Here is a 22,792-nt window from a genome sequence, read left to right as displayed (position 1 = left end):
CTGCTTATTGAATGATGAATGCGGTAAATAATACGTCCGTCACGTCCTGCTCCGGCCCTTTGTCCTCGAACGGCTGGTTCACCTGATTGATGATTTCGGCCGCCAGTTGCTGCTTGCCTTCCACGGTATTGAGTTCGGATGCCTTCTTGCCGGACAGCAGCAACAGCAAGCGGCTGCGCACTTTCGGCATGTTGACCTTGATCAAGTCCATTTCTTCCGGGCTGCTGGCCTGCAAGGTAAACGCGATTTGCAGGTATTGCTCGCCATTTTCCGGTTGCAAGTTGACGGTGAAGGCATCGATGGGCACGAAGACGGGCGGACCTGCCTTGGAAGCGGCATGTTTTTTCTTGCTGGGCGCCGATTCTTCTTTATCGGCCTTGCCATGCAGGAAGAACCAGGCGGCACCGCCACCGATAGCGCCAGCCACCAGCACCGAGGCCAGCACGATGATCAGAAGCTTCTTTTTCGAGGCGCCGGCGGGAGCCAGGCCTGCATCTGCTTTCGGATCTGCTTTCATTTTTGGATTTGCTTTCAATGGTACTCGAGTGCATGGAAGTGGATCACGACGCCATTATGTCATTATCGGCAAATTCTGCGCAGAAGGATGCAGTGAAAAGAGGGCGGAAGCGCCCTCAACTCGCTGTTTTTATACGAAAAGTTACGCCGCGGGGCGCGCCAGTGGCGTGTAGACGACGAATTGGCCTCAGGCAAAGGTATCCACGGCACTCAGGCTGGGCCGGCTGCGTCCGCCAACTGCCGGCGCGATGGCAATCTCGCCACCCGATGCGCCGCCGCCCTGGCCATTGCCACGGCGTCCGCCAGATGCTTCCCGGTTACCCTGCTCCTGCTGTTCCGGCGTGCCGGCCGAGACGGTGGCGCTGCCAAAGGCGATGCCCGCTTCGCTCATCATCTCGCGCAGGCGCGGCATGGCCGCTTCCAGCGCCTGGCGCACTTCCGGCTGGGCCGACATGAAGGCAGCATCGGCCTGGTCATTGGTAACCGTCAGTACCACTTGCACAGGTCCCAGGTCGGGCGGATTCAGCGTCAGAGTGGCGCTCTGGTCGCCGCCGGCCGCCATCCACACGACTTTCTGTCCCAGTTGCTGGTCCCAGGCTGGCGTGCCGACCCGGCCCGTCAGTTTGTCGGCCGGGACGGCTACAGCGGCGGCCGCCTGCTGCAGCGCGCCCGGCTGCAACTGGGCCGCCAGGCGGCTCAGGTCGGCAGGCGTTTCCTTGAGGATCGGTTCGGCCACGGCGGTGCCCGCCTTGGCGCTCGCTGCCAGTTGCGCGTCGATGGCCAGCTTGCCAGGTTCGGCCTTGCCGGCCGGCACGCTGCTGCCTTGTGTGGCGGCTGTCTTGCCCTGGGCCTGGCCCAGGCTGTCGGCAAAGTCGCCGCTGTCGGTCTGTGCGATGACGGTGGCGGCGGCCTTGCCGCTGCCCTGGCCGGCTGCCAGCAAGGGCCCTGTTGCCGGGTTCTTGCCCTCGGCCTTGACGCTGGCGCGCGCGGGCAGTTCTGGCACGGCCTTGGCCGCTGGCGGCTGGATGGCCAGCTGGATGCTGCCTACCAGGGCCAGCATTTCGGCGGCCGGATCGGCTGGCGGCGTGACTGTTTCGGTGGGGACGGCGGGCACGCTGGCCTCGGCCGTGGCGCTGTCGGCAGTAGCGGGCGTGGCCGCCTCGGCAACTGGCGCGGGCGGCTGTTCGCTGCTGGCTGCCGGTTCGGCGCCCGCTTGCGCCGGTTTCGCTTCGCTTGCTGGCGCCTGGGCGGGGGCCTGTGTGGCCGCAGGGCTGGCGGGGCGGGGCGCCGGCGCAGGCGCTTGTATTTGCGCTTGCGCCTGCGCCATATTGCGGCTGGCCTGGCGTTGCTCGATCTGGCGGTTCAGGGTGCGCTGGAAGTCGCCCGCCGTGCCGCTGGTGGACGGCTGGCTGCGGTTGGCGGCGCCCGGCGTGGCGTTGGGCGAGATAATCTGGGAAATCGGGGTTGGCTGGGTTTGCATGATGCTGCCTTAGTGTTGCTTAGCGTTTGTAATAGGCTTGTCGCGCCGCGTGCTCATCCATTGCTTTCTGGTCGCGCTTGTTTTCCAGCTTCAGCGCCTGTTCCTGCGCCCGGTTGTTCAGGGTGGTGTACGACATGCGCTTGCGTTCGGCCAACTGCCAGCGCATCTTTTCATTGTCGCTGCGCGCTTGCGCATGCTCGACCACTTGCTGCTGGCCCAGGATGGCGCTGTCGAGCTTGACCATGAAGGCCTGGAAGTTGCGGTAAGCCATGGGCGTAATGCCGCTGCTCATGCTCGCTTCGAAGCGCTTGGCATAGTCGTCGCGGTAGCCGGACAGCATGTCGAGCTTCTGGCGGCAATCATCGAGCGCTTTCAAGGCCGCGCCCAGGCGCTTGGCGCAGTCATCCGTTTCGCGCTGGGCAAGGTCGATCAGGGTTGCAAGTTGGGAAGGAGAAGCCATGGCTGATTATATTCCCGCTATGCAAGCCCTAATCAGTCGAATAGAGCGGTAAGTTGCCCCAAGCTCTCGTCCATGCTGACCCGCTCCGTAATTTGCTGTTGCAAAAACGCTTCGATCTTTTCATGCAGGGCGATGGCCTGGTCCAGCACGGGATCGGTGCCGGCGCTGTAGGCGCCCACGCTGATCAGGTCGCGGCTGCGTTCATAGCGCGAATACAGCTGTTTCAGCTTGCGCGCCTGCTGCTGATGTTCATGCGTGGTGATCGAGTGGGCGGCGCGCGAGATCGATTGCTCGATGTCGATGGCCGGATAGTGTCCCGCTTCGGCCAGGCGGCGGTTCAGCACGATATGTCCGTCGAGAATCGCGCGCGCCGAATCGGCGATCGGGTCCTGCTGGTCGTCGCCCTCGGTCAGCACGGTATAGAAGGCCGTGATCGAGCCGCCGCCTTCCTCGCCATTGCCGGCCCGCTCCACCAGCACGGGCAGCTTGGCGAAGACGGACGGCGGATAGCCCTTGGTGGCGGGCGGTTCGCCAATGGCCAGGGCGATTTCGCGCTGCGCCATGGCGTAGCGGGTCAGCGAATCCATGATCAACAGCACGTTTTGCCCCTGGTCGCGGAAATACTCGGCAATGGCCGTCGCATACGCGGCCCCTTGCAAACGCATCAGGGGGGGCGTGTCGGCCGGCGCGGCCACGACGACGGAACGGGCCAGGCCTTCGGCGCCGAGGATTTGCTCGATGAATTCCTTCACCTCGCGGCCCCGTTCACCGATCAGGCCGACGACGATCACGTCCGCTTCCGTGTAGCGGGCCATCATGCCCAGCAGCACGCTCTTGCCCACGCCGGAACCAGCGAACAGGCCCATGCGCTGGCCACGGCCCACGGTCAGCATGGCATTGATCGAGCGCACGCCCACGTCGAGCGTATCGACGATGGGCGCGCGGCCCAGGGGATTGGCGGGGCGTACATTGATGGGAGCGCTATCGGTCGTATGCAGCGGGCCCAGCTGATCAAGCGGCCGTCCCGCGCCATCGAGCACGCGGCCCAGCAGTTGCGGTCCCACGGGCAGGTGGCGCGCGCGGTCGCTGGGGCGGCGGCGCGGGTGCGCCACGCTGCCGGGGCGGGGGATGGCCGGTTCGACGGAAAACACGCGCGTGCCGGGCACGATGCCCTCGACGTCGCTTTGCGGCATCAAAAACAGGCGTTCGCCTTCAAAACCCACCACTTCCGCCTCGACCCGGCCGCCATTCGGCAGCGGCACGGTACAGGCGGCGCCGACGGCCAGGCGCAGGCCCACGGCTTCCATCACCAGGCCGGCCACGCGTGTGACCCGGCCCGAAATTTGCATCGGTTCGACAAAGCCGACCACGGCCGAACAGTCGTTCAGGTAGGCGCGCCAGCGCGCCGCATGGGCAGTGGGGCCTTTGACGGGCTCGCTCACGGCGCCAGCCAGTCCAGGTCCTTGCCCAGCGCATGCGTCAGGCGGTGCCAGCGGGTGGACGTCTGCGCGTCGATCTGGTTGCTGGCCGTGTCGATCTTGCAACCGCCGCGTTCCACGCTGGGGTCTTCGATGACACGCCAGCCACCCTTGTCGAGTTCGTCACCGATGCCGTCGCGCACCACTTGCGCGTCTTCCGGGTTGAGCATCAGCAAGGCCGGCTGTTGCAGCACAGGCAAGTATTCGATGGCTTCGCGCACCATCGGCAGCATCAGCTCGGGGCGCACGGGCAAGGCCGTCTTCAGCATGCCCTTGGCCAGTTGCAGGGCCAGTTCCATCACGTCATTGGCGATCAGTTCATCGGCCTGGTGCACGGCCGTGCCGAAGTCGACGGCGATGGTTTGCAGATGCGCCAGTTCCACAGCAGAGGCCGCCTTGCCTTCCGCATACGATTGCGCATGACCATCGGCATGCCCGGCCGCGTGGCCTTCCGCATAGCCGGCGGCGCGGCCTTCGTCGAAGGCCGTGGCGCGTGCTTCCTCGCGGATGGCGTCGAGTTCTTCCTGCGTCGGGTATTCGAGCGGCGGGGCCAGCTCTTCCTCGTGCAATTCGCCGTACGGATCAACTTCCGGGTCGAGCTCGGGTTCGGGGTCCGGTTCGAGCAGCTTGCGCGCCGCCACCACGCTGGGGCGCTCGTCGCCAAACGAGGTCATTTCCCAGCGCTGGTACGCGGTTTGCTGCTCTTTGGGTATTAAATTAGACAAACGAATCCTCGCCTTTTCCACCCAGTACTATCTGCCCTTCGTCCGCCAGGCGGCGCACGATTTGCAGGATCTGCTTCTGCTGCGATTCCACTTCCGACAGGCGCACGGGGCCTTTCGATTCCAGGTCTTCGCGCATCATCTCGCCGGCGCGCTGCGACATGTTCTTGAAGATCTTGTCGCGCAGCTCTTGCGAGGCGCCTTTCAGGGCGATGATCAGCATTTCCGACTGTACTTCGCGCAGCAGCAACTGGATGCCACGGTCGTCGATATCGATCACGTTGTCGAACACGAACATTTCGTCCATGATCTTTTGCGCCATGTCGTTGTCGTAATTCTTGATATTGTCCATGACGGAGCCTTCTTGCTCGCCGCTCATGAAGTTCAAGATCTCGGCCGCCGCACGCACGCCGCCCAGCGACGATTTTTTGATGTTTTCGTTACCCGACAGCAGTTTCGTCAGCACATCGTTGAGTTCGCGCAAGGCCGCCGGCTGCACGCCGTCCAGGGTGGCGATGCGCAAGACCACGTCGTTGCGTAGGCGGTCCGTGAAATGGCCGAGGATTTCGCAAGCCTGGTCGCGTTCCAGGTGGACCAGGATGGTGGCGATGATCTGCGGGTGTTCGTTGCGGATCAGCTCGGACACGGATTGCGAATCCATCCATTTCAGCGATTCGATGCCGGACGCATCCTTGCCGCCCAGGATGCGCGACAGCAGCACGGAAGCCTTGTCGTCGCCCAGCGCCTTGGTGAGAACTTGCCGGATGTATTCGTCCGAATCGAGGCCGACGGTGGAATTGAGTTCCGTCTGCGCGCGGAAGTCGCCGAGCACCTCGACCACCTGTTCGTGCGCGATGCCCTTCATGGTGGCCATGGCGGCGCCCAGTTTCAGCACTTCGCGCGGGCCGAGGAATTTCATGACCTCGGCCGCTTCGCTCTCGCCCAGTGCCAGCATCAGGATCGATGCTTTTTGCAGTCCCGTTGTCTCAGTCATTATTGCCTATCCATGCTTTGATTACGTTGGCTACCACGCGCGGGTCTTCCTGCGCCAGTTTTCGGGCCATCGCCAGGTTTTCGCGATAACCGCGGGCCGTGTCTTCTTCCAGTTCTTCCAGTTCCGCTTCGCTGAGCAGGACTTCGTTTTCTTCGCCGTCCTTGACCAGTTCCGGCTCGATGACGGGCGGCGGCGCGCCGAAATCGTCGATCTTGCGCATCACGGGGCGCAGCATCGGACGCACGATCTTGATGAAGATATACAGCAGGATCAGGGCCGTGATGAGGAATTTCGCCAGTTCCTTGGCCAGCGGCAAGTTGGCCGGGTCACGCCACCACTCCAGCTTGCCTTCCGGCGCGCGGTCGATGCCGTCGAAGGGCGAGTTGGCCACGCTGAAGCTGTCGCCGCGTTCCTTGTTGTAGCCCATCGCTTCCTTGACCAGATTATTGATCTGGACCATTTCGGCAGGGGAAATCGGCTTGACCGTGACCTTGCCATCCTTGTCGAAGCTGCGGCGGTAGTTGACGACGACGGCTACCGACAGGCGGCGCAAGCCGCCCATGGATTTCTGCTCGTAGCGCACGGTCTTGTCAACTTCATAATTCGTCGTCGATTCCTTTTGCGTTGGCGCCGTCGGCGCGCCGCCCGGGGCGCCTGGCGCCTCGGCCGTCAATGGCGCCGTCGCCACGCCTGGCGGCTGGTTCGACAGCGCGCCCGGCACGCCGGACGGGTTGGCATTGCCGGCGCCCGTCGATTCGCTCGTTTGCTGGCTGCGGATGGTGGACGCTTCCGGCGGCGAATTCGGCTTGTAGGTTTCGGCGGCCTGCTCGCTTTGCGAGAAATCCACGTCAGCCGTCGCTTCGGCGCGCACATTGCCTTCGCCGACGATGGGCAGCAAGATCGATTCGACCTGCTTGATTACGCTTTGCTGCAATTGCTGCACGTACTTTAACTGGTTCGGGTCCAGGCTCTTGATGCCGTTGGCGCGGTCCTTGTCTTTTTCCTGGTTCGACAGCAAGGTGCCGGCCTGGTCGACCACGGTGACATTGATCGGCAGCAATTCCGGCACGCTCGACGCCACCAGATGCACGATGGCGCTCACCTGCAACTGGTCCAGGCCGCGGCCTGGATGCAGGTTCAGCAGCACGGACGCCGTCGGTTTTTGCTGCTCGCGCACGAAGACGGACGGCTTGGGCAGGGCCAGGTGGACGCGCGCCGTGTCGACGGCGGACACCGATTCGATCGATTTCGCCAGTTCGCCTTCCAGCGCGCGCTGGAAATTGACCTGTTCAAGGAATTGCGACACGCCCAGTTTCTGGTTTTCCATCAGCTCGAAACCCACGTTGCCGCCCTTCGGCAAGCCTTGCGCGGCCAGTTTCAGGCGTGCATCGTGGACTTGCTCGGACGGCACGAGAATGGCGCCGCCGCCTTCGGAAAACTTGTGCTTGATGCCCAGCTGGTCCAGCGACGCGGTGATGGCGCCGCCGTCGCGGTCCGTGTAGTTGGAGAACAGGACTTTGTATTCGGGCGGCTGGTTCCACATGTACAGGGCCACGCCGATGGCGACGAGCGCCGCCACGCCCAGGCCGCGCAGGAAATTCTTGCCCATCGGCGTCTTGGCGAACGCTTGCACGGACTCCACGGGCGAGCGGGCAGGCGCCGGTTCAGGCGGTATGCGGTTTACATCGATTTCTTCGGCTACAGCCATGATTGCCTTCCAGGGCGCGTATGTTTGGTAATGAGTGGGGGCCGCTTCCTCAGGAGGAGGGGGCGATATGCAGAATTATCCGCCACTGTCACGCACTTCAATCGTCCAAATAGAAGGCGCTTTTGCCGCCTGCTCGGCCGAGCGGCTGGCGTTGGCGCTGTTATTGTGGAACCCTGGCAACATGTGACGGAAGTTATTGTACCCGTCGTTGCCTTGCAAGCCAGGGTTTTGTTCTCTGGGTGCAACAGGCAAGGAACAGTTATGCAGCAGACCAGAATCGGGAGGCAAAGTGAAAACAGGCGGTATCGATAGCAGCAGGATCGAGGCGATGATCGCGCAACTGAAGTCGGCGGCCACGCGGCCGGAGGCGAAAATACCGGCGATCCAGACCGAGATGCCGGCGGCGAAGGTGAATTTTGCCGATGCCTTCAAGAGCGCGCTGGACTCCGTGAGCGGCGCGCAAAAGGCGTCGTCGGCACTGGGCCAGCGCTTTACCATGGGCGACGAAAAGGTCAGCCTGTCGGACGTGATGGTGTCGATGCAAAAGTCGAGCATCGAATTCCAGGCGACGGTGCAGGTGCGAAATAAATTAGTCTCGGCATATCATGAGATCATGAACATGCAGGTGTAAACGTCGCACCAAAGCTACTGCGCGGCGCCCTTTGCGGCCTGCGATGCTCGCTGTACTTCAGTACAGCTGCGCGTCTCGGCCGCAAATCATCGCCGCTCGCTACGCTTTGGCGGGACGTTTTGTGGCCTTAAGTACTTCCTTAGCCTAACCCCGCCATCCGCGCATTACGTTCACGTTCCAGTCGCGTGATATAGCGCTGCACGTGCGCCAGCATGCTGCGCGGCAGGTCGACGAACTGGCAGCCGAGTCGGCGGTTCAGTTTGTTGTTCAGCAAGGTCATGTCCAGCGAATTGCGAATTTGCAAAGTTGCGGTGACGATGCCGACGTCGGGCAAGTCGATGCGGCAGCCGGGATAGTCCCTGCCGATGGTCTCGCCCAGCATCAATTTATTGTCGAGGATGGCGATGCCGCCGCAGCTGATGTCGGCCAGCGGGAACAGCGTGTCGGCGCCGCCCAGCGAGGGAGGCAGGGGAATCGAGACACGCACGGGATTGCTCACGGGCGTCGTCATGCGGTAATACTCGCGCCGCTGCAAGCGGATCAGTGTTTCTGGGATGGCAATTTTCAAGGCGGGCGTGCCGCCGTAATTGCACTCTTCCACCAGGGCGCTGGCAAACAGGATGCGGATCTTGTCGAGCGAGGTTTCAAACGAGATGCCCTTGGCGGCCACCATGCGCCGGTTCTGGTCGGCGTTCACGGAACGGTCGAGGATGACGGTATTGTGTTCCGCGTCGACGTCCAGGATGGAAGTGACGCACACATCGGATTCACCGTGGATCAGCATGCGGATCAGCTGGTTCTTTTCGCCGATGCTACGCAGCAAGGCGATGATTTCCCGCCGCGATTCCACTTCAAAATCATGCCAGTTTTCGAGGCCGGAATCCATAATATGTGCTTGCATTGATGCCTGTCTATGTATCGGTGAGGTTGACGCTGGTGTCGGGCGGGGGCGGGATGGGCCCGCCATTCGCAGATTCAATATGATATAACCAGGCCAGCAGTTCCGCAATCGCCCGATACAGGCCGGGTGGAATCTGGCGGTCCAGGTCGACATCCATCAGCAGTGCCACCAATTCCTTCGATTCATGCACGAAGACGCCGTGTTCGCGCGCCGTGCTGATGATCTGGTCCGCGATCAGGCCGCTGCCCTTGGCCACCACCTTGGGCGCCGGCGTGCCGCTCTGGTAGGCCAGCGCGACGGCCGTCTGCGGCACCTTGCGCTTGGTGTCGTCAAGCATCATCTTCTCCAGCCGCCTCCGGCTTGCCGGCGATCGTCAACGACGACAAGGGCCAGCCGGCTGCGGCTAGCGACGCTTCCAGCCGCGCCGCATGCTGGCGCAATGTGTCGGCGCTGCCTTCGCTGCCCGCTTGCAGCTGGATGTGCACGCGGCCGCCCTGCAAGACCACGTGCGCGGCCAGGTCGCCCAGCAGGGGGAACTGGAAGCGCACATTGCTGCGCCAGGCCGTCGCTTCCTCGTCGCCGTCGCGCCCTTCGTGCTGTTGTCCTTCCGGCGCATCCTTGCTGATATCCCACTGCATCTTCTGGCCGGGCCAGGCTTCGCCCTGCCACTGCACGCGCGCCTGTTCGTGCGTATGCAGCTGCAAATTGATCAGTTGCGCCGAAGCCAGGTCGGTCCCCGTTCTGGCCACGTCGCCCTGTGCCGCCTTCTGCATTTGCGGCTCCAGCAGCAGTGACGCCAGCGGCCGCTTGCCTTCGGCCCATTCCGCCACATGCGATTCATAGAACAGGCCGCTGCTGCCAACCGCATCCTGCAGTTTCTGGGCCACTTGCGCCGGGGCGGCGCCAGGCGTGGCCATCAGCGGCGTCTTGCCGACCAGGGACAGGGGCGCGCCGGGCACGCTTTCCGCCTGGCTGAGCACCGTGCTGATGGCGCGCGCGGTGGTGCTCAGCTCGGGCGCAGGCGTGTCGCCGGCCAGGGCGGGCAGCAAATTGGCTGGCGTCAGGGGCGCGCGGCTGAGCAGGGTGGCGGCCGTGCTGCTGGCGCGCGTGCCCGCCTGGGCGGCGCCTGGCTGGGGACCGCGCAGGTCGGCAGCCTCGGGCTCGGCATCCGCGTCCGCATACGTCAGCAGGGCGTTGGCGGGCTGGTCGCGGTTATTGCCGATTTGAAAAGAGGGGCGGGGATTGATGCCGATCAAGGTCAGCGGGATTTCCGTGCCCGGCTGGGCGCCGGCGGGCAGCTGCATGCGGGCCGGCGTACCGGCCACGCGCACCAGGAAGCTGCCGTCACCCATGCGGGCCAGCACCTGTCCTTGCATGGATTTGCCGATCAGTCCCTGCAGCGAGCGCTGGAACTCGGCCTGGCGCGGGTCGGCGACGGCATCGCCCGCCCGCGTGGCCTTGACCGGGGTCAGGGGCGTCATGCCGATCACATCCATCTTCGGCAACATGATAGGTAACCTTGCCCCGTGGGCGTTTAGACGCCGTAGGCGTTGGCCAGGCGCCGCTCAGTGCCGGTGCTGCTGATCAGCTTGGACAATTGCGCCATCCACGGCATGGTGAGGTCGCGGATCTTGCGGTCGTCTTCCAGGATCTGCTTGATCAGGGCGACCTTGCGCTGGCGGCCAGCGCTTTCCAGCACGACTTTTTCTTCATTCGCCTTCAGCGCGGCCACATGCGCGCTGATACGCTGTTCCAGCGCTTCCAGTTCATCCCAGTCGGCGTTGGTGGCGGCGGTCACCATCTGGCCCGTCAGGGTCTGCACGGCTTCGTAAGTGGTCAGGACTTCTTGATTCGTCATCATGGCTCAGGCGCTCGCAAGGCTGGGTATACGTTTCAGATCGGCGCCAGGCACGGCGGCGGGCGTGGCGCCTATGGCGTTCCAGGTTTCGCGCAGGTCGGTCAGCAGGCGCTGCACTTCTTCCAGCATGCCAAGGTCGTTGCGGATGTTGGCCGCCAGCAGGCGCGCGCTCATGTATTCATACAGGGCGTCGAGGCCTTCGGCGATCTGGCCGCCCGCTTCCTTGTCCAGGCTGGCGCGCAAGCCATTGTCGATGATCTGGATGGCTTTCGAGATCGACTTGCCCTTTTCCGGGATGTTGCCTGAATTCATGTGCATCTGCGCGCTGAGCACGGCCACCAGGGCGCCGTCGTACAGCATCACGATCAGCTTGTGCGGCGAGGCCGCGCCGATACCCGTTTCCAGACCGACCTTGGCATAGGCGTTGACGCCGCGTTGTTGGGTTCCAAACATTTAATTCTCCTGATGATTGGGCTTAACGGTTGGCGGCGATGGCGGCCAGCTGCTGGGTCAAATAATTTTGCGTGGACGTCAATTTGCTCAGCGTCACGTCGAGGCGCGAGTACTGGGCGCGGTAGCGCGTTTCGATGTCGTTCAGTTTGTTACTGAACTTGTCGCGTTGCGTCGCGATGTTCTTGATCGTTTCGTTGAGGCCCTTGGAACGGTTGGTGATCATGCCGTCCGTGCCGAGGAAGGAGGTGGCCAGGTTATTCAACTGATACGCATAGCCTTGCGAGAAGCTGACGGTGCCGCGCGAACCGGTGATGCCGCCCGTGACTTCAATCTTCAAGCCCTCGGCCGGCGAGCCGGCGGCGCCCGTCAGGGTCTGGCCCGAACCGATCACCGGTTGTCCGCCCAGGGTGCCAGCCACGTCTGCGCCCTTGACGGGCGCGGATGCGCCGAACAGGTCGGTTGGCGCCGTGCCGGTGCCGCTGCTGATGGCGATATTCGAGACGGAACCATAGCGGCTCGATGCCAGTACCATTTTGCCCGTACCGTCGATGGAAGCGGACACGGTGGAGCCGGTGTCGGAAAAGGACTTCACGCCGTTGATCGATGACTGGATGATAGAAGCCATCTGGGCCGGAGTGTACGTCCCGGCAGGAATGACGACCTGGGCCGTATTCTTGGCAGCGCTGGGCTCGGTATCGTTGAGCGTGATGCTCCACGTGGTATCGCTGCCTATCGTCGTGGTGGCCGGCATGACCGCGGCCGAGGTGATCGAGCCCTGGCTGGCCATCGTGGTGATCGTCAATTCATAGCTGCCTGGCTTGGTTGCGGCAGTCGAGCTGGTAAAGGCGACGTTGCTGTCGGTGGCCTTGCCGAGTGCGGAAAACAGGCCGGCGATGTCGGTGAAGTTGGCGCTGATGGCTTTGTCGAGCTTGCTGGAGTCCAGGGTCAGGCTGCCATCTTTTTGAAAGGAGATGCCGACCTGGCTCAAGGTGCTCAAACTGCTGTTCAAACCGGTAATGGGTGCACCCAGCTGCTTGCGCAACTGGCTCTGGATCGATTGCGCGGTGGAGTCCCCCAGCAGGACGCCGCCCTTCTTGGTTTCCGGATCATAGGCCGTCATCTTGGCCATCGCCGTATTCAGGTCGTTATAGGCCTTGACGAAGGTATTGATGCTGGTCTTGACGGTGGAGGTATCTTTCTGCACCGACAAGCTGGTGCTGCCGACCTTGGCAATGCCCAGGGTCACGCCTTCGATGGCCGTATCGACACTGTTGGACGCGCTGGTGATGGCGATGCCGTTGACGCTGAAGTTTGTGTTTTGCGCGGCGCTGTTCTGTTTCAGGTTCTGGGTGCCGCCCGCATCGTAGGACAGCAAGTCGTTCAGGGCGCTGTCCGGCGGCAGGCCGTCGCTGCCGCTCAGCGAGATTTTCATGGACGAGTTGGCGCCCGTCTTCGACGAGCTCAAGACCAGATGGTAGGGCTTGTCCGTGCCGTCCGAGACGATGCTGGCGGTCACGCCCAAGCCCGCGTTATTGATGGCGTCGCGGATGCCTTGCAAGCTGTTGTTGGTGGCGTCGATCACCACCGTGCCCGTCGCCTGCGTGCCGTCCTGGGTAAAGTTGGTGTTCATGTAGGCGCCACCGGAGCCTGCCGTCAGTCCGGCGGCGGCCGGATTGCTGCCGGCGATGGTGATCGGGCTGGCATTGCTCGAGGCCAGGTTGATGGTGCTGGTGACCGTTACGTTCGACCCGTCATTGACCGAGTTCGAGGCATGGCCGATGCCGCCCTTGACCGAGCCCGTCACCACTTCTTCGATGTTGAGGTTGGAACCGTCGGCGCGCGTAAATTTCAGTGTGCCGTCGGCGGCCTTGCCGGTGACGGTGATGTTGGCCGCGGCCAGCGCATTCGAGACGGCATTCGGGCCCTCGAGCGTCGTGTCGAGCGAGGCGGCAGTAATGCCGGTGCCTGCGGTGACGCCGTTACCCTGGGTAACGATCTCGATACCGCCCACCGACAGCGAGTAGGTACCGTCCGCGCCCGTTTCGACGCTGCCGAAGCCGCTGAACATGGTCGCGCTGCTCGATGTCGGCTGAGCGGTGGCCGTTACGCCCGTGGTGCTGCTCTTGGCGTTGATGGCATCGGCCAGGGCGCGCGCGCTCTTGGTGCTGGCGTCCGTGGGGATGGCGGTGCCGTTGAGTATCAATGAGCCGTTGCTGATGCCCGTCTGCGCCGTGGTGGCGCCCAGGGCGGTGCCGTTCAAGCCGAAGGTGCCGCCGGTAAGCGAGCCTAGCTGGAAGGAAATCGTCGTCTTGCTGCCCAGCCCGATGGTCGACAGCTTGCTGGCCATGCCGCCCGACATCAGGGTCTGCGACTGGGCCAGCTGCGTGACATTGATGTTGTAGTTGCCGGCCACGGCCTTGGCGCCAGCACTGGCTGATAGCACCAGGGGATCGGCGGGTGTGGCGCTGACGGCGCGGAAATTATTTGTATTGGACAACGCCGACAGCGAATTCTGGAAGGTGCTGACGGCGCCACTCAGCGTGCCCATCGCGCTGAGCTTGGCCTGGTAAGAGGCCGTTTTCTTGTCAAAAGTACCCAGTGGGGCCGCTTCGGCCGTCATCAGCTTGTCGATGAGGGCATTCACATCCAGGCCGCTGGCGCCGGCGCCGATGCCGATGGATGATACTGTAGGGGTGATGGCCACTGAATACTCCTAGGAAAACGCTAATATAAGCTGTTATCGGCAGAATCAATCAGGACTTGAGAGGGGGATTTACCGCGCTGTTTTCAGCGGGAGTAAAAAAACGGGGAAGAGACAGGGGAGTGTTGCTTGAGCTGCAATAAAGACGGGGCCGGATAGCTAGGCTATCGGGCCCCGTGGTCACGCTGATGCCTGCAGCCACGATGTCGCATGTCCATATGCCATGCCATCATTAGGCGCTTTGACTGATCAACGAACCTTTGGATGAGTCAAAGGTCTTGGCCAGTTCCAGCGCTTCGCGAGTAGGAATCTGGCGCAGTACTTCCTTGGTTTCCTGGTCGATGACCTTGACGACCGTACGCTGGCTGTCTTCGTCGATGGAAAATTCCAGGCCTTGCGTCTTCATCTGCGACGACTGGTTCAGCTCCGATACTGCCTTGTTCAACTGCTCGCGGCTGGGTTCCTTGCTCGCTTGCTGTGGTGCAACCGTGTCGTTTTCCGTGGCCGTGCGTGGCGCTGCCGGGCGTGCTGCCGGCGTGTCCGCAGACACATAATTCTTGTCTATCCGGGCCGCGGAGGCGGCCGCTATCGTGTCGATAGTCATGGTGCTCTCCTAGTGAAAATTCCCCTGCCGAAAAAATCCGGCAGGGGAATCAGAGTCCTGCGCTGTTGCCTGACTAATCGGAGATTAGCCGCGCAGCAGGCTCAGGACGCCGTTTGGCAGCGAGTTCGCTTGCGCCAGCATGGCTGTACCAGCTTGTTGCAGGATCTGGCCGCGGGTCATGTTGGCCGTTTCCGCTGCAAAGTCGGTATCGACGATGCGGCTGCGCGATGCGGACAGGTTTTCCGTGGTCGATTGCAGGTTGGAAATCGCCGACGAGAAGCGCGATTGCAAAGCGCCGTACTGTGCGCGTTGGCCGTTCACCGTTGCCAGTGCTGCATCGGCAATTTTCAGTGCCAGCTGCGCGCCGTCAAACGTCGTCACGTCCAGGGTCGATACGGAGTTCAGGGTCGAACCTTGCGCCGTCCCTTTACCAATCGCCAGACCGGTGGTGGTGGTTTCCGTTACCGAGAAGCTGTTTTGCGAGTCGAAGGTCACGCGGCCGTTGATGGTGGCGGCTGCGGCTGCGGCCTTGTTGTCAACCATATTTGCGGCGGCTTGAACGTTTCCGTCGGCCTTGTAGCCAAGCACTTCGAACTTGTTGTTGGCCGTCGTGCCTTGCGTCAGGGCGATGTTTTCACCCGATGCATTGGTCAGCTTCATGCCCTTGTTGACGCTGTCGTACTGGGCGGTCACGCCGGTCTTGGCCGTTTGGGCATTGATGGCGTTGATGCCTGCAGCATAGTCAGCTGCGGTCGACGCCGTGCCGCTGACGGCGAATGACACGGTGACTGGCGCGGCGTTATCCGAACCGATGGCGAACGAATACGATTCGGCGCCCAAGTTCAAGTTCACGTCCGTTTGTGCCGAAGCGGTCACGCCTGTTTTTCCCGTTTGGCTGTTGATGTCAGCGGCGACGGATTTGGCCGTGCTGCCTTTGACACCGGCTGCTGCCGCCGTCGTGTCGACGGTCGTGGTGCCGATGGAGCCGGAAATCGTCAGCTTGCCGACGACAGCATTGCCCAGAGCATCATTCTTGACAGCCGATGCATCGTTGGCGATACGGTTGTTGCCGTAGGTATTGGTCAGGAAGTTCGCGCCGCTGGCCGAAATCAGCTGATTGGCATCTGCGCCGACCTGGAAGTTGGCCGTACCCATGGTGCCGTCCAGCAGCGCCTGGCCGTTGAACGAGGTGGTTTGGGCGATACGGTTCAATTCCGAACCCAGTTGACCTACCTCGGTTTGCAGCGCCTGGCGGTCGCTCGACGAGTTCGTCGAGTTCGACGATTGCACGGCCAGTTCGCGAATGCGTTGCAGAATGTCGCCCGAGCTTGCCAACGCGCCTTCAGCCGTCTGAGCCAGCGAGACGCCGTCGTTGGCATTGCGGGTGGCTTGGGTCATGCCGCGGATTTGCGACGTCATGCGGTCGGAAATCGCGAGACCAGCAGCATCATCCTTGGCGCTGTTGATGCGGAAGCCGGAGGACAGGCGTTGCAGCGAGGTGCTCAGGGCCGACTGCGAGGTCGACAGGTTGCGTTGCGAATTCAGGGACGAGATGTTGGTATTAATTACTGCAGCCATGATAATTCTCCAAACAGGTACTACATTGCGCTATGTGCTAGTCACTTTGGCCTGCCCCGCTGTTCCGGGACAATCAAGCCGCTGTTGTTTAGGGTAACGGTTGCTCTGCAGGAAAATTTATGGCGAAAAGAGCTTTAAATTTTAATTTTTAGCCCTTCAGTTTGCCGCCGGCCGCGCGCTAGACGACATGATTTAAAGAAACTTGAGGGTGAAAATAATTTTATTTGCAGGGGTTTTCTTGCCGGGTGGGCGAGAAAAAAAGATTTCCATTGCGTTTTTGGAATCATTCTGCCGTCGCGGCCTTGCAGAGACAATTTTTTCTGGGAAAATTCGCTGGCAATGCGGGGATGCCATCCGGAGAAAAGGGGCCGCTGCGCTGCGCAGGATACCGGCCTGGATCTGGCGGTGATAGTGGTGCCTTGAGGCGCCGGAGGCTTGGAGGCCAGGCGATGAAATTTTTCTTTCGCTCCATCATGAGCGGTCGCTACAGCGACCGTTCCTGATGCTAGCTGTTGCGCTGTTTCAGGCGCGTTTGCGGCGCGTTGCGACGCCAATCAGACCCAAGCCTATCAGTAACATGGCATAGGTTTCCGGTTCCGGGATCGACGGCGTGAAAGTCAGGTTAAGGGACTGGGCAGAAGCGAATCGAGCGACATCGGTGAAGTTTTTATCTTCCACTGATGAACGTATGAGAAAACCGGCTGTATTTCCAGTTTTATAAGCATTATTAATGAAGTCGGTGACGTCAATTTGCCCGCTCGTCCATGCATCGTTTTTTTGTATCAGGCCAAGTACGCCCGTTGTTGTTGCCGGCTGTTTATACCAGTCGAAACTGGCCGCGTTCCCGGCAGTTCCAAACAGCTGAAGGGGATTCGAGTACAGCTTCTCATATGAGAAATTCAGGGTTGCCGAGCTTAACGTGGAACCCGGGATGTATTCAGGGAGCGTGAAGTTCTGAAAGAAACGATGAAAACCCACTTGATCGATATTGCCGGAGAATGGAGTGTAGTATGGAGAGGTGGTGAAATTTCGGGTGTTATAAAACAGGGTCACTTCATTGCTATTCTTTACTGTGATTTCTTGGACTGCCGCTGCCGCATGGCTTTGCAGGAAAAGCATAATGAGAGAAAATGCTATGCTGCTTAATATTGAAGACTTCATTCCATGCCATCCTTTTTCTATTTGGTGTTAATGTTGCCAAAAAATAATTTTCGCATATATTTTTATATTCATGCAAGTCTTTTGGAGTGGGGTTTTAATTAAATTTAAACCAATCCCCGCATGCGAGAATGTTATTTGTCGCGCCTGACTTTTGCGTGACTGCTTGCATGTCATTCTGCGGAAAATAAAAAAGCCCGGATATCCGGGCTTTTTCAACGGAGCAACGATACGTCAATCCGCCACCACCACGCGGTTCTTGCCCGTTTGCTTGGCCTGGTACATGGCGCGGTCGGCGCGCTTGACCAGCTCGGCCTGGTCTTCGTTGGGCAGGCGCAGGGCCACGCCGGCGGAGAAGGTGATCAAGACTTTTTCGTTGTCGTGCAGGAAAAAATGCCGGGTCAGTTCGCGCTGCAATCGGGTCATCGTGGACGAAGCCGCTTCGACCGTCGTTTCCGGCAGCAGGATGAGGAATTCCTCGCCGCCGAAGCGGGCGATGACGTCCATCGAGCGCAGGGTTTCCTTGACGATCTTCACCAGGTGTTTCAGCGCCGCATCGCCGGCCAGGTGGCCGTAGGTGTCGTTCAGGCGCTTGAAGTCATCCAGGTCCAGCATGGCGATGCACAGCGGCGTGCCGCGGCGGTCGGAACGGGCCGTCTCGCGTTCGAACACGTCGTCCAGGCCGCGGCGGTTCAGGCTGCCTGTCAGCTGGTCTTCGCGCACCAGTTCGCTCATATGCTGGAGCTTCGCTTCCAAGGTGTGGATGCGCTGTTCCGCATCCTGCACTTCCTGGCGCGCCAGCACCATTTTGTCGCGTGCGCGCAAGGCCTCGTTCTGCACCATGCGCGTTTCGCGCAAGACTTCGTCGAGAACGCTGTTCAGTTCGCTGATATTTTCCGCCTGGCTGATCTTTTCTGAATAGCCGCCGATCTTTTCATGGAAGTCGCCCGTGCTGGCCGCCACTTGTCCCAGGCGGTCGATGAAGGTCATCATCATGTTCTTGACCGTCAGCTTGACGTCGGACAGGCTGTGCTTGAGCTGGCCTTGTTTGTAGATGACTTCCTTCAGGCTGCGCGTGGCGTCTTCCAGCGCGCGCTGGTCGAGCGGGCCGGCGATCAGGTTTTGCACGGCATCGACCTGGCCGCGCAGCCAGCTGTCGTCGTCGAGCAACTGGCTGACGTTATCGAGCAGCAACTTGAACAGGCGCAGCAGCAACTCTTGCTGCTCGGCCGTGTCGCCGCTTTTCAATTCGATCTGGTAACACAGCTGCTTCAGGCGCAGCGCCGCTTCGTTCAGCGCTTCTTCCGTGTGGGCCAGCTTGATGGCCGTACCCAGCGATTCGGCTTCTTCCACCAAGGCGGGTGTGCCCGTCAGCAAGGTGGCGACGGCAAAGCCCAGGGTGCGGCTGAGCAATTCGCGCAGGGTGCGCGTCTGTTCGCCGTCCGGCAGAGGGGGCAATTCGATGCCGCCGCCTTTCTTGACCTGTTTTTCCGCCAGTTGCGCCAGGGTGCGCGCGTAGCTGTCCCAGTCGCGCGCTTTCAGGGCGCGCTGGAAGCGCCGGCCAAAGTCGCCCAGTTCGCCCGCCGATTCGCTCATCTTGGCGGCGAACTGCGTCAGGACGTTTTCCGCGCCACTCTCTTCAACATTGGCGCTGGCGGCCAGCACGGCTCCCGGCGCGGCAGGGTTGTCCGCCGGTTCGCTGATGCCGGCGATTTCATTGTAGATATCGCGGTAGGCGCTCGGCGTCGGGGCGATGCGGCGCGTCGCCAGGCGGCGAAACGCTTCACGGGCGATATCGGCCGGATTCATCGCCGCAGCGGCGGCGGTATTCGTGGTGCCAGCGGGCGCGCTTGCTGGTGGAGATGGCAATTTACTGGACATGTAGACACAGCCTTTTTAGATATTTCTCATTATCCTCATGATATGCGAGTTGGCAAAGAACTTATTGTGCGAGAAGCAAGGAGAAGTCCTGTCAATTCGCTCGATGCCAGCGGGCATGCCGCCTTGCCGTCAATCCACCAGCTGGTTGCGGATCGCGTAATGCGTCAGTTCGGCGCTGTTTTTGAGTTTCATCTTGACCAGCAAGCGGGCGCGGTATTCGCTGACGGTTTTTACGGACAATTTCAGCTCTTCGGCGATGGCGCCCACTGCCTTGCCCGAGGCGATCATGACCAGGGTCTGGTATTCGCGGTCCGACAAGGTGTCGTGCAAGGCCGTTTCGTGGTCTTCGCCCACCGTGTTGGCCAGTTCCTGCGCCAGCGAGGCGCTGATGTATTTTAATCCCTGCGCCACCTGGCGGATGGCCGTGACCAGTTCGCGCGGCGCGCTCTGTTTCGTCAGGTAACCGGCAGCGCCTGCCTTGAGTGAACGGATGGCGTACTGGTCCTCGCGGTGCATGGAGAGCATCAGCACGGCCAGTTCCGGCTTTTCCTTCTTGATCTGCTTGAGCACCTCGATGCCGCTGCGGTCGGGCAGGGAGATGTCGAGCAGCAACACCTGGCATTTCGAGCCGCGGAACAGTTTGATGGCGTCGTGGCCATTTTCGGCCTCGCCGGCGACGATGATGTCCTTCGTATCGGCGAGGATTTGCTTCAAGCCCTCGCGCACGATCGCGTGATCGTCGGCGATGAATACCCGGATGGTGGCTTTTTCTTTCATGACTGCGTTGTTTCCTATCTGAATCCCTGCGCCCTGCGGCGGCCCTGTGGCCTTATGGCAATCCGCTCTGCGCTGGTGCGCCGGCTGCAGCCGCTATTATCGCCTCTCGCGGCGTGGTCAGCCGGATTTTTATGCTCAGGATGGTGCCGCCATCCGGCCCGTCCATCAGGCTCAGGGTGCCGCCCAGCGCGCTGGCGCGTTCGGCCATGCCGCGGATGCCGAACGATTGCGGCTTGGCGCGGTCGGACAGGCGCATGCCGACGCCATTGTCGGCGATGGTCAAGCGCAGATGCTGGCGCTGCCGGGCCAGGCGCACGCTGACCTTGCTCGCCTGCGCATGCTTGGCGATATTCGTCAGCGCCTCCTGGGCGATGCGGAACAGGCTGGTTGCCTGGTCCAGCTCCAGTTCGATGTGCTGGCGGTTCGAAATGAACTGGCATGCGATGCCGGCCTGGCGGGCGAATTCCTTCACTTGCCAGTCCAGTGCGGCAACCAGGCCCAAGTCCAGCATGGAAGGGCGCAAGTCCAGCGAAATGCGGTGCACGGCGTCGATGCTGCGGTCGACCAGGGCATCGACATAGTCGGCCTTTTCCTGCAGCAGCGGGTCGTCCGGCGGCAGGCGGCGCGCCAGCATGGCCAGCGCCATCTTGATTGCCGTCAAGTTGCCGCCCAGGTCATCGTGCAGTTCGCGCGCCAGGCGCGTGCGTTCATGTTCCTTGACCTTGTCGATATGCGCAGTCAGCTCGGCCAGGCGGGCGCGCGACTGGCGCACTTCGATCTGTTCGAGCCGGCTTTCCGTGATATTCGTCATGATGCCTTCCCACTGCACCGTGCCGTCGGCCAGCGCGCGCGGCGTGGAACGCAGGTTGATCCATTTGACGTCCTTCCAGGCATCGATCCAGATGCGGCCTTCCCAGTTCCAGCTCCACAAGGCCGCCTTCGATGCCTGCATCGACTCCAGATACGAGGCGCGGTCGTCGGCCAGGATCAGCTGATAGAACAGTTCCGGGCGCGCGTGCAGCTGTGCCGGGCTCAGGCCCAGCAGAGCCTGGCAGCCATCGCTCAAGTAGGGGAAGGCAGCGCGGCCATCCGCATGCAGGCAGAACTGGTACACCAGGCCTGGCGTATTCGAGACGATGGCGTTGAAGCGCGACTGTACTTGCGCCAGGGCGGCGGCCGTCGCCTGCGGCGTGCGCAAGTCTTCGCCTTCGGCCAAGAGCAGGGCGCGCCCCTGGTGGCTGGCGCGCGACAGGTGCAGGCTGAGCGAATACAGGCTGCCGTCGCGGCGGCGTTGCTGCACGTGGAGCTGGGCTTGCGCGCCTATGCTGTCGTCCAATGTCGCCAGCACCGCGGCCAGTTGCTGCGCGTCGAGCTGCGGTGCGAGGGTGAAGGGCGTCATCGCCAGCAACTGCTCGCGTGCATACTGCAAGTTGTCGCAGGCAGCATCGTTGGCATCGAGCAATTGCAAGCTGGACGCGTCGTACAGGTAGATTTCCGGCGCCGCCGCGCGCATGGCGGGCGCCAGCCGGGGAGTGTCGTGCATGGCGTGGTCTTTCTTCATCAGCGGCGGGCGCGCCAGAAGGCGGCGAAGCGGCGCAGCACCCTGGCCGGGCGGGAATTATGGCGCCCCGGCGTGCCCTTGCGCAAGCGCTGCCACCAGGCGCGGCGGGCGCGGCCCAGCGCGGCCGACAGGCGGCTGACACGGCGCCATGGACGCGTGGCGCGCAGGCGGGCAATCCAGCGGTCCTTGGTTTCCATGAACAGGCCGTGCCAGCGCGCAAACCAAGGCAAGCTGAGCAGTGTGGGACGCGTCAGGCTGTACAGGCGGGCCACGGCGGCCGCGCCGCCCAGCTTGGCGATGACGATCACGCCGATGCCGGAAAATGCATGGCCGCGCGCGATCGCCAGCAGGGCCAGCAGCTTGACGGGAAACAGCAGCACGGCCGGCAGCACGAAGATGGCCAGCGCCCAGTATGGCGGCAAACGCTTGATCCACGCTTCCAGCGCATGCAGGGGCGGAAATTGCGCGATCACCTGCATGATGCGCGCCCCGGTCGCCCACAGCCATTCCTCGATCAGCAGGAAGATGGCGGCCAGGTAGACCAGCGGCGCGAACAGCCAGCGCCTGACTCTGTAGAATTTTTTCATCCGTCTCCGTGTGCGGCGCAGGTTTGCCGCGATTGCCACGATGATACGTCAAAAAAGCCCGTTTGCTCCCGCATCCCGTGTGCCTGTGCCTCCCTGGCGGGGCTACAATAGGCAGATGAATAAAGCCTTTGTAAAAGAATCCGACAGCGACGACGATGAAGAGGCGGCCGCGCTGGCGCTGGCCATTCCCGCCGGCGCCAAGAACTACATCACGCCGGCCGGTTACCAGCGCATCAAGGAAGAGCTGCTGCAGCTGATCGACGTCGACCGTCCGGAAGTGGTGCGCATCGTCCATTGGGCGGCGTCGAATGGCGACCGTTCGGAAAATGGCGACTATATCTACGGCAAGCGGCGCCTGCGTGAAATCGACCGCCGCATCCGCTTCCTCACCAAGCGCATGGACCTGGCCGCCATCGTTGACCCCAGCGTGCACCATGGCAACGACCAGGTGTTTTTCGGCGCCACGGTGACCTACCGCACCAGCGACGGCGAAACGCACACCATCACCATCGTCGGCATCGATGAATTCGACCCCCTGAACGGCAAGATCAGCTGGGTCTCGCCCATGGCCCGCACCATCACCAAGGCGCGCGAAGGCGACGTGATCACCCTCAACACGCCGCTGGGCGAGCAGGAACTGGAATTGCTGGAAGTGACGTATCCGGCGCCGGGGGAGAGGTAGTTTGCGTTGACGCAGAGTGTCTTAGGCGCGCGCAGGGATACTGATCATTTAGTCGGTATCAG

At 61.9% G+C, this 22,792-nt stretch carries 22 protein-coding genes; 2 read left to right on the top strand and 20 right to left on the bottom strand.

The features are described 5' to 3' along the window. Positions 1–4 precede the first annotated feature (4 nt). The 7 genes from fliL to fliF all read right to left on the bottom strand — a co-directional run bounded on the left by fliL (position 5) and on the right by fliF (position 7,358). Positions 5–517 (bottom strand): flagellar basal body-associated protein FliL, encoded by a 513-nt coding sequence (gene fliL, locus ACQ4WY_RS08465; protein WP_353660379.1) that lies wholly within the window; start codon positions 515–517, stop codon positions 5–7. A gap of 186 nt (positions 518–703) precedes the next feature. Next, positions 704–1,996: a flagellar hook-length control protein FliK gene (locus tag ACQ4WY_RS08460; protein ID WP_436503611.1), complete on the bottom strand. Its 1,293-nt coding sequence runs from the start codon at positions 1,994–1,996 to the stop codon at positions 704–706. Between the two features lie 19 nt (positions 1,997–2,015). Then, complete coding sequence (gene fliJ / locus ACQ4WY_RS08455) at positions 2,016–2,456, bottom strand: flagellar export protein FliJ (protein ID WP_035821358.1); 441 nt, start codon at positions 2,454–2,456, stop codon at positions 2,016–2,018. Between the two features lie 32 nt (positions 2,457–2,488). Continuing rightward, a complete protein-coding gene (gene fliI / locus ACQ4WY_RS08450) occupies positions 2,489–3,805 on the bottom strand; it encodes a flagellar protein export ATPase FliI (protein ID WP_226939863.1) in 1,317 nt (438 codons plus the stop codon). Positions 3,806–3,894: 89 nt separating this feature from the next. After that, a complete protein-coding gene (locus tag ACQ4WY_RS08445; RefSeq protein ID WP_353660961.1) occupies positions 3,895–4,608 on the bottom strand; it encodes a flagellar assembly protein FliH in 714 nt (237 codons plus the stop codon). Between the two features lie 43 nt (positions 4,609–4,651). Then, positions 4,652–5,650 carry a flagellar motor switch protein FliG gene (gene fliG / locus ACQ4WY_RS08440; protein WP_034754023.1) on the bottom strand — a complete coding sequence of 333 codons (999 nt, stop codon included), beginning with the start codon at positions 5,648–5,650 and terminating at the stop codon, positions 4,652–4,654. Next, complete coding sequence (fliF, locus tag ACQ4WY_RS08435; RefSeq protein WP_353660381.1) at positions 5,643–7,358, bottom strand: flagellar basal-body MS-ring/collar protein FliF; 1,716 nt, start codon at positions 7,356–7,358, stop codon at positions 5,643–5,645. The genes fliG and fliF overlap by 8 nt, the downstream gene beginning before the upstream one ends. Positions 7,359–7,647: 289 nt before the next feature. Between fliF and fliE the strand changes: the two genes are divergently transcribed. Then, complete coding sequence (fliE, locus tag ACQ4WY_RS08430; RefSeq protein ID WP_034787105.1) at positions 7,648–7,989, top strand: flagellar hook-basal body complex protein FliE; 342 nt, start codon at positions 7,648–7,650, stop codon at positions 7,987–7,989. Between the two features lie 139 nt (positions 7,990–8,128). Here the strand turns inward: fliE and ACQ4WY_RS08425 are convergent, their stop codons facing one another. From ACQ4WY_RS08425 to ACQ4WY_RS08365, 13 genes are all read right to left on the bottom strand, one after another. Beyond that, on the bottom strand, positions 8,129–8,875 hold the full coding sequence (locus ACQ4WY_RS08425; RefSeq protein WP_436503610.1) for a flagellar brake protein: 747 nt from the start codon (positions 8,873–8,875) through the stop codon (positions 8,129–8,131). Between the two features lie 25 nt (positions 8,876–8,900). Then, positions 8,901–9,227, bottom strand: coding sequence for an EscU/YscU/HrcU family type III secretion system export apparatus switch protein (locus ACQ4WY_RS08420; RefSeq protein ID WP_035821344.1), 327 nt, complete (start codon positions 9,225–9,227; stop codon positions 8,901–8,903). After that, complete coding sequence (fliK, locus tag ACQ4WY_RS08415; protein ID WP_436503609.1) at positions 9,220–10,398, bottom strand: flagellar hook-length control protein FliK; 1,179 nt, start codon at positions 10,396–10,398, stop codon at positions 9,220–9,222. Before fliK ends, ACQ4WY_RS08420 begins: the two co-directional genes overlap by 8 nt. Positions 10,399–10,424: 26 nt before the next feature. Continuing rightward, a complete protein-coding gene (locus ACQ4WY_RS08410; RefSeq protein WP_436503608.1) occupies positions 10,425–10,751 on the bottom strand; it encodes a flagellar protein FliT in 327 nt (108 codons plus the stop codon). 3 nt (positions 10,752–10,754) lie between these two features. Further along, positions 10,755–11,201 carry a flagellar export chaperone FliS gene (gene fliS, locus ACQ4WY_RS08405; protein WP_436503607.1) on the bottom strand — a complete coding sequence of 149 codons (447 nt, stop codon included), beginning with the start codon at positions 11,199–11,201 and terminating at the stop codon, positions 10,755–10,757. 22 nt (positions 11,202–11,223) lie between these two features. After that, positions 11,224–13,905, bottom strand: coding sequence for a flagellar filament capping protein FliD (gene fliD / locus ACQ4WY_RS08400; protein WP_436503606.1), 2,682 nt, complete (start codon positions 13,903–13,905; stop codon positions 11,224–11,226). Positions 13,906–14,134: 229 nt separating this feature from the next. After that, entirely contained in the window at positions 14,135–14,506 is a 372-nt protein-coding gene (locus ACQ4WY_RS08395) for a flagellar protein FlaG (RefSeq protein ID WP_436503605.1), read from the bottom strand. Between the two features lie 84 nt (positions 14,507–14,590). After that, the gene (locus tag ACQ4WY_RS08390; protein ID WP_436503604.1) at positions 14,591–16,084 is read right to left on the bottom strand and encodes a flagellin N-terminal helical domain-containing protein; all 1,494 of its coding nucleotides are present in this window, start codon (positions 16,082–16,084) and stop codon (positions 14,591–14,593) included. Positions 16,085–16,606: 522 nt separating this feature from the next. After that, positions 16,607–17,245 carry a DNRLRE domain-containing protein gene (locus ACQ4WY_RS08385; RefSeq protein WP_436503603.1) on the bottom strand — a complete coding sequence of 213 codons (639 nt, stop codon included), beginning with the start codon at positions 17,243–17,245 and terminating at the stop codon, positions 16,607–16,609. A 231-nt stretch (positions 17,246–17,476) separates the two neighbouring features. Next, positions 17,477–19,051 carry a diguanylate cyclase gene (locus ACQ4WY_RS08380; protein ID WP_436504416.1) on the bottom strand — a complete coding sequence of 525 codons (1,575 nt, stop codon included), beginning with the start codon at positions 19,049–19,051 and terminating at the stop codon, positions 17,477–17,479. Positions 19,052–19,252: 201 nt separating this feature from the next. Then, entirely contained in the window at positions 19,253–19,900 is a 648-nt protein-coding gene (locus ACQ4WY_RS08375; protein WP_034753998.1) for a response regulator, read from the bottom strand. Positions 19,901–19,952: 52 nt separating this feature from the next. Next, on the bottom strand, positions 19,953–21,443 hold the full coding sequence (locus ACQ4WY_RS08370) for a sensor histidine kinase (RefSeq protein ID WP_436503602.1): 1,491 nt from the start codon (positions 21,441–21,443) through the stop codon (positions 19,953–19,955). 17 nt (positions 21,444–21,460) lie between these two features. Further along, entirely contained in the window at positions 21,461–22,048 is a 588-nt protein-coding gene (locus ACQ4WY_RS08365; protein WP_034753995.1) for a membrane protein, read from the bottom strand. Positions 22,049–22,163: 115 nt separating this feature from the next. On the opposite strand from ACQ4WY_RS08365, the gene greB reads away from it, so the two are divergent. Continuing rightward, positions 22,164–22,730: a transcription elongation factor GreB gene (gene greB / locus ACQ4WY_RS08360; protein ID WP_436503601.1), complete on the top strand. Its 567-nt coding sequence runs from the start codon at positions 22,164–22,166 to the stop codon at positions 22,728–22,730. Positions 22,731–22,792 lie beyond the last annotated feature (62 nt).

Origin of the sequence: Janthinobacterium salmonicoloratum (assembly GCF_051380845.1) — a bacterium.
Taxonomy (GTDB): Bacteria; Pseudomonadota; Gammaproteobacteria; order Burkholderiales; family Burkholderiaceae_D; genus Janthinobacterium; species Janthinobacterium lividum_F.
Note: the sequence above shows the minus strand (reverse complement) of the source record. Positions and strands in the feature narration are given on the sequence as shown.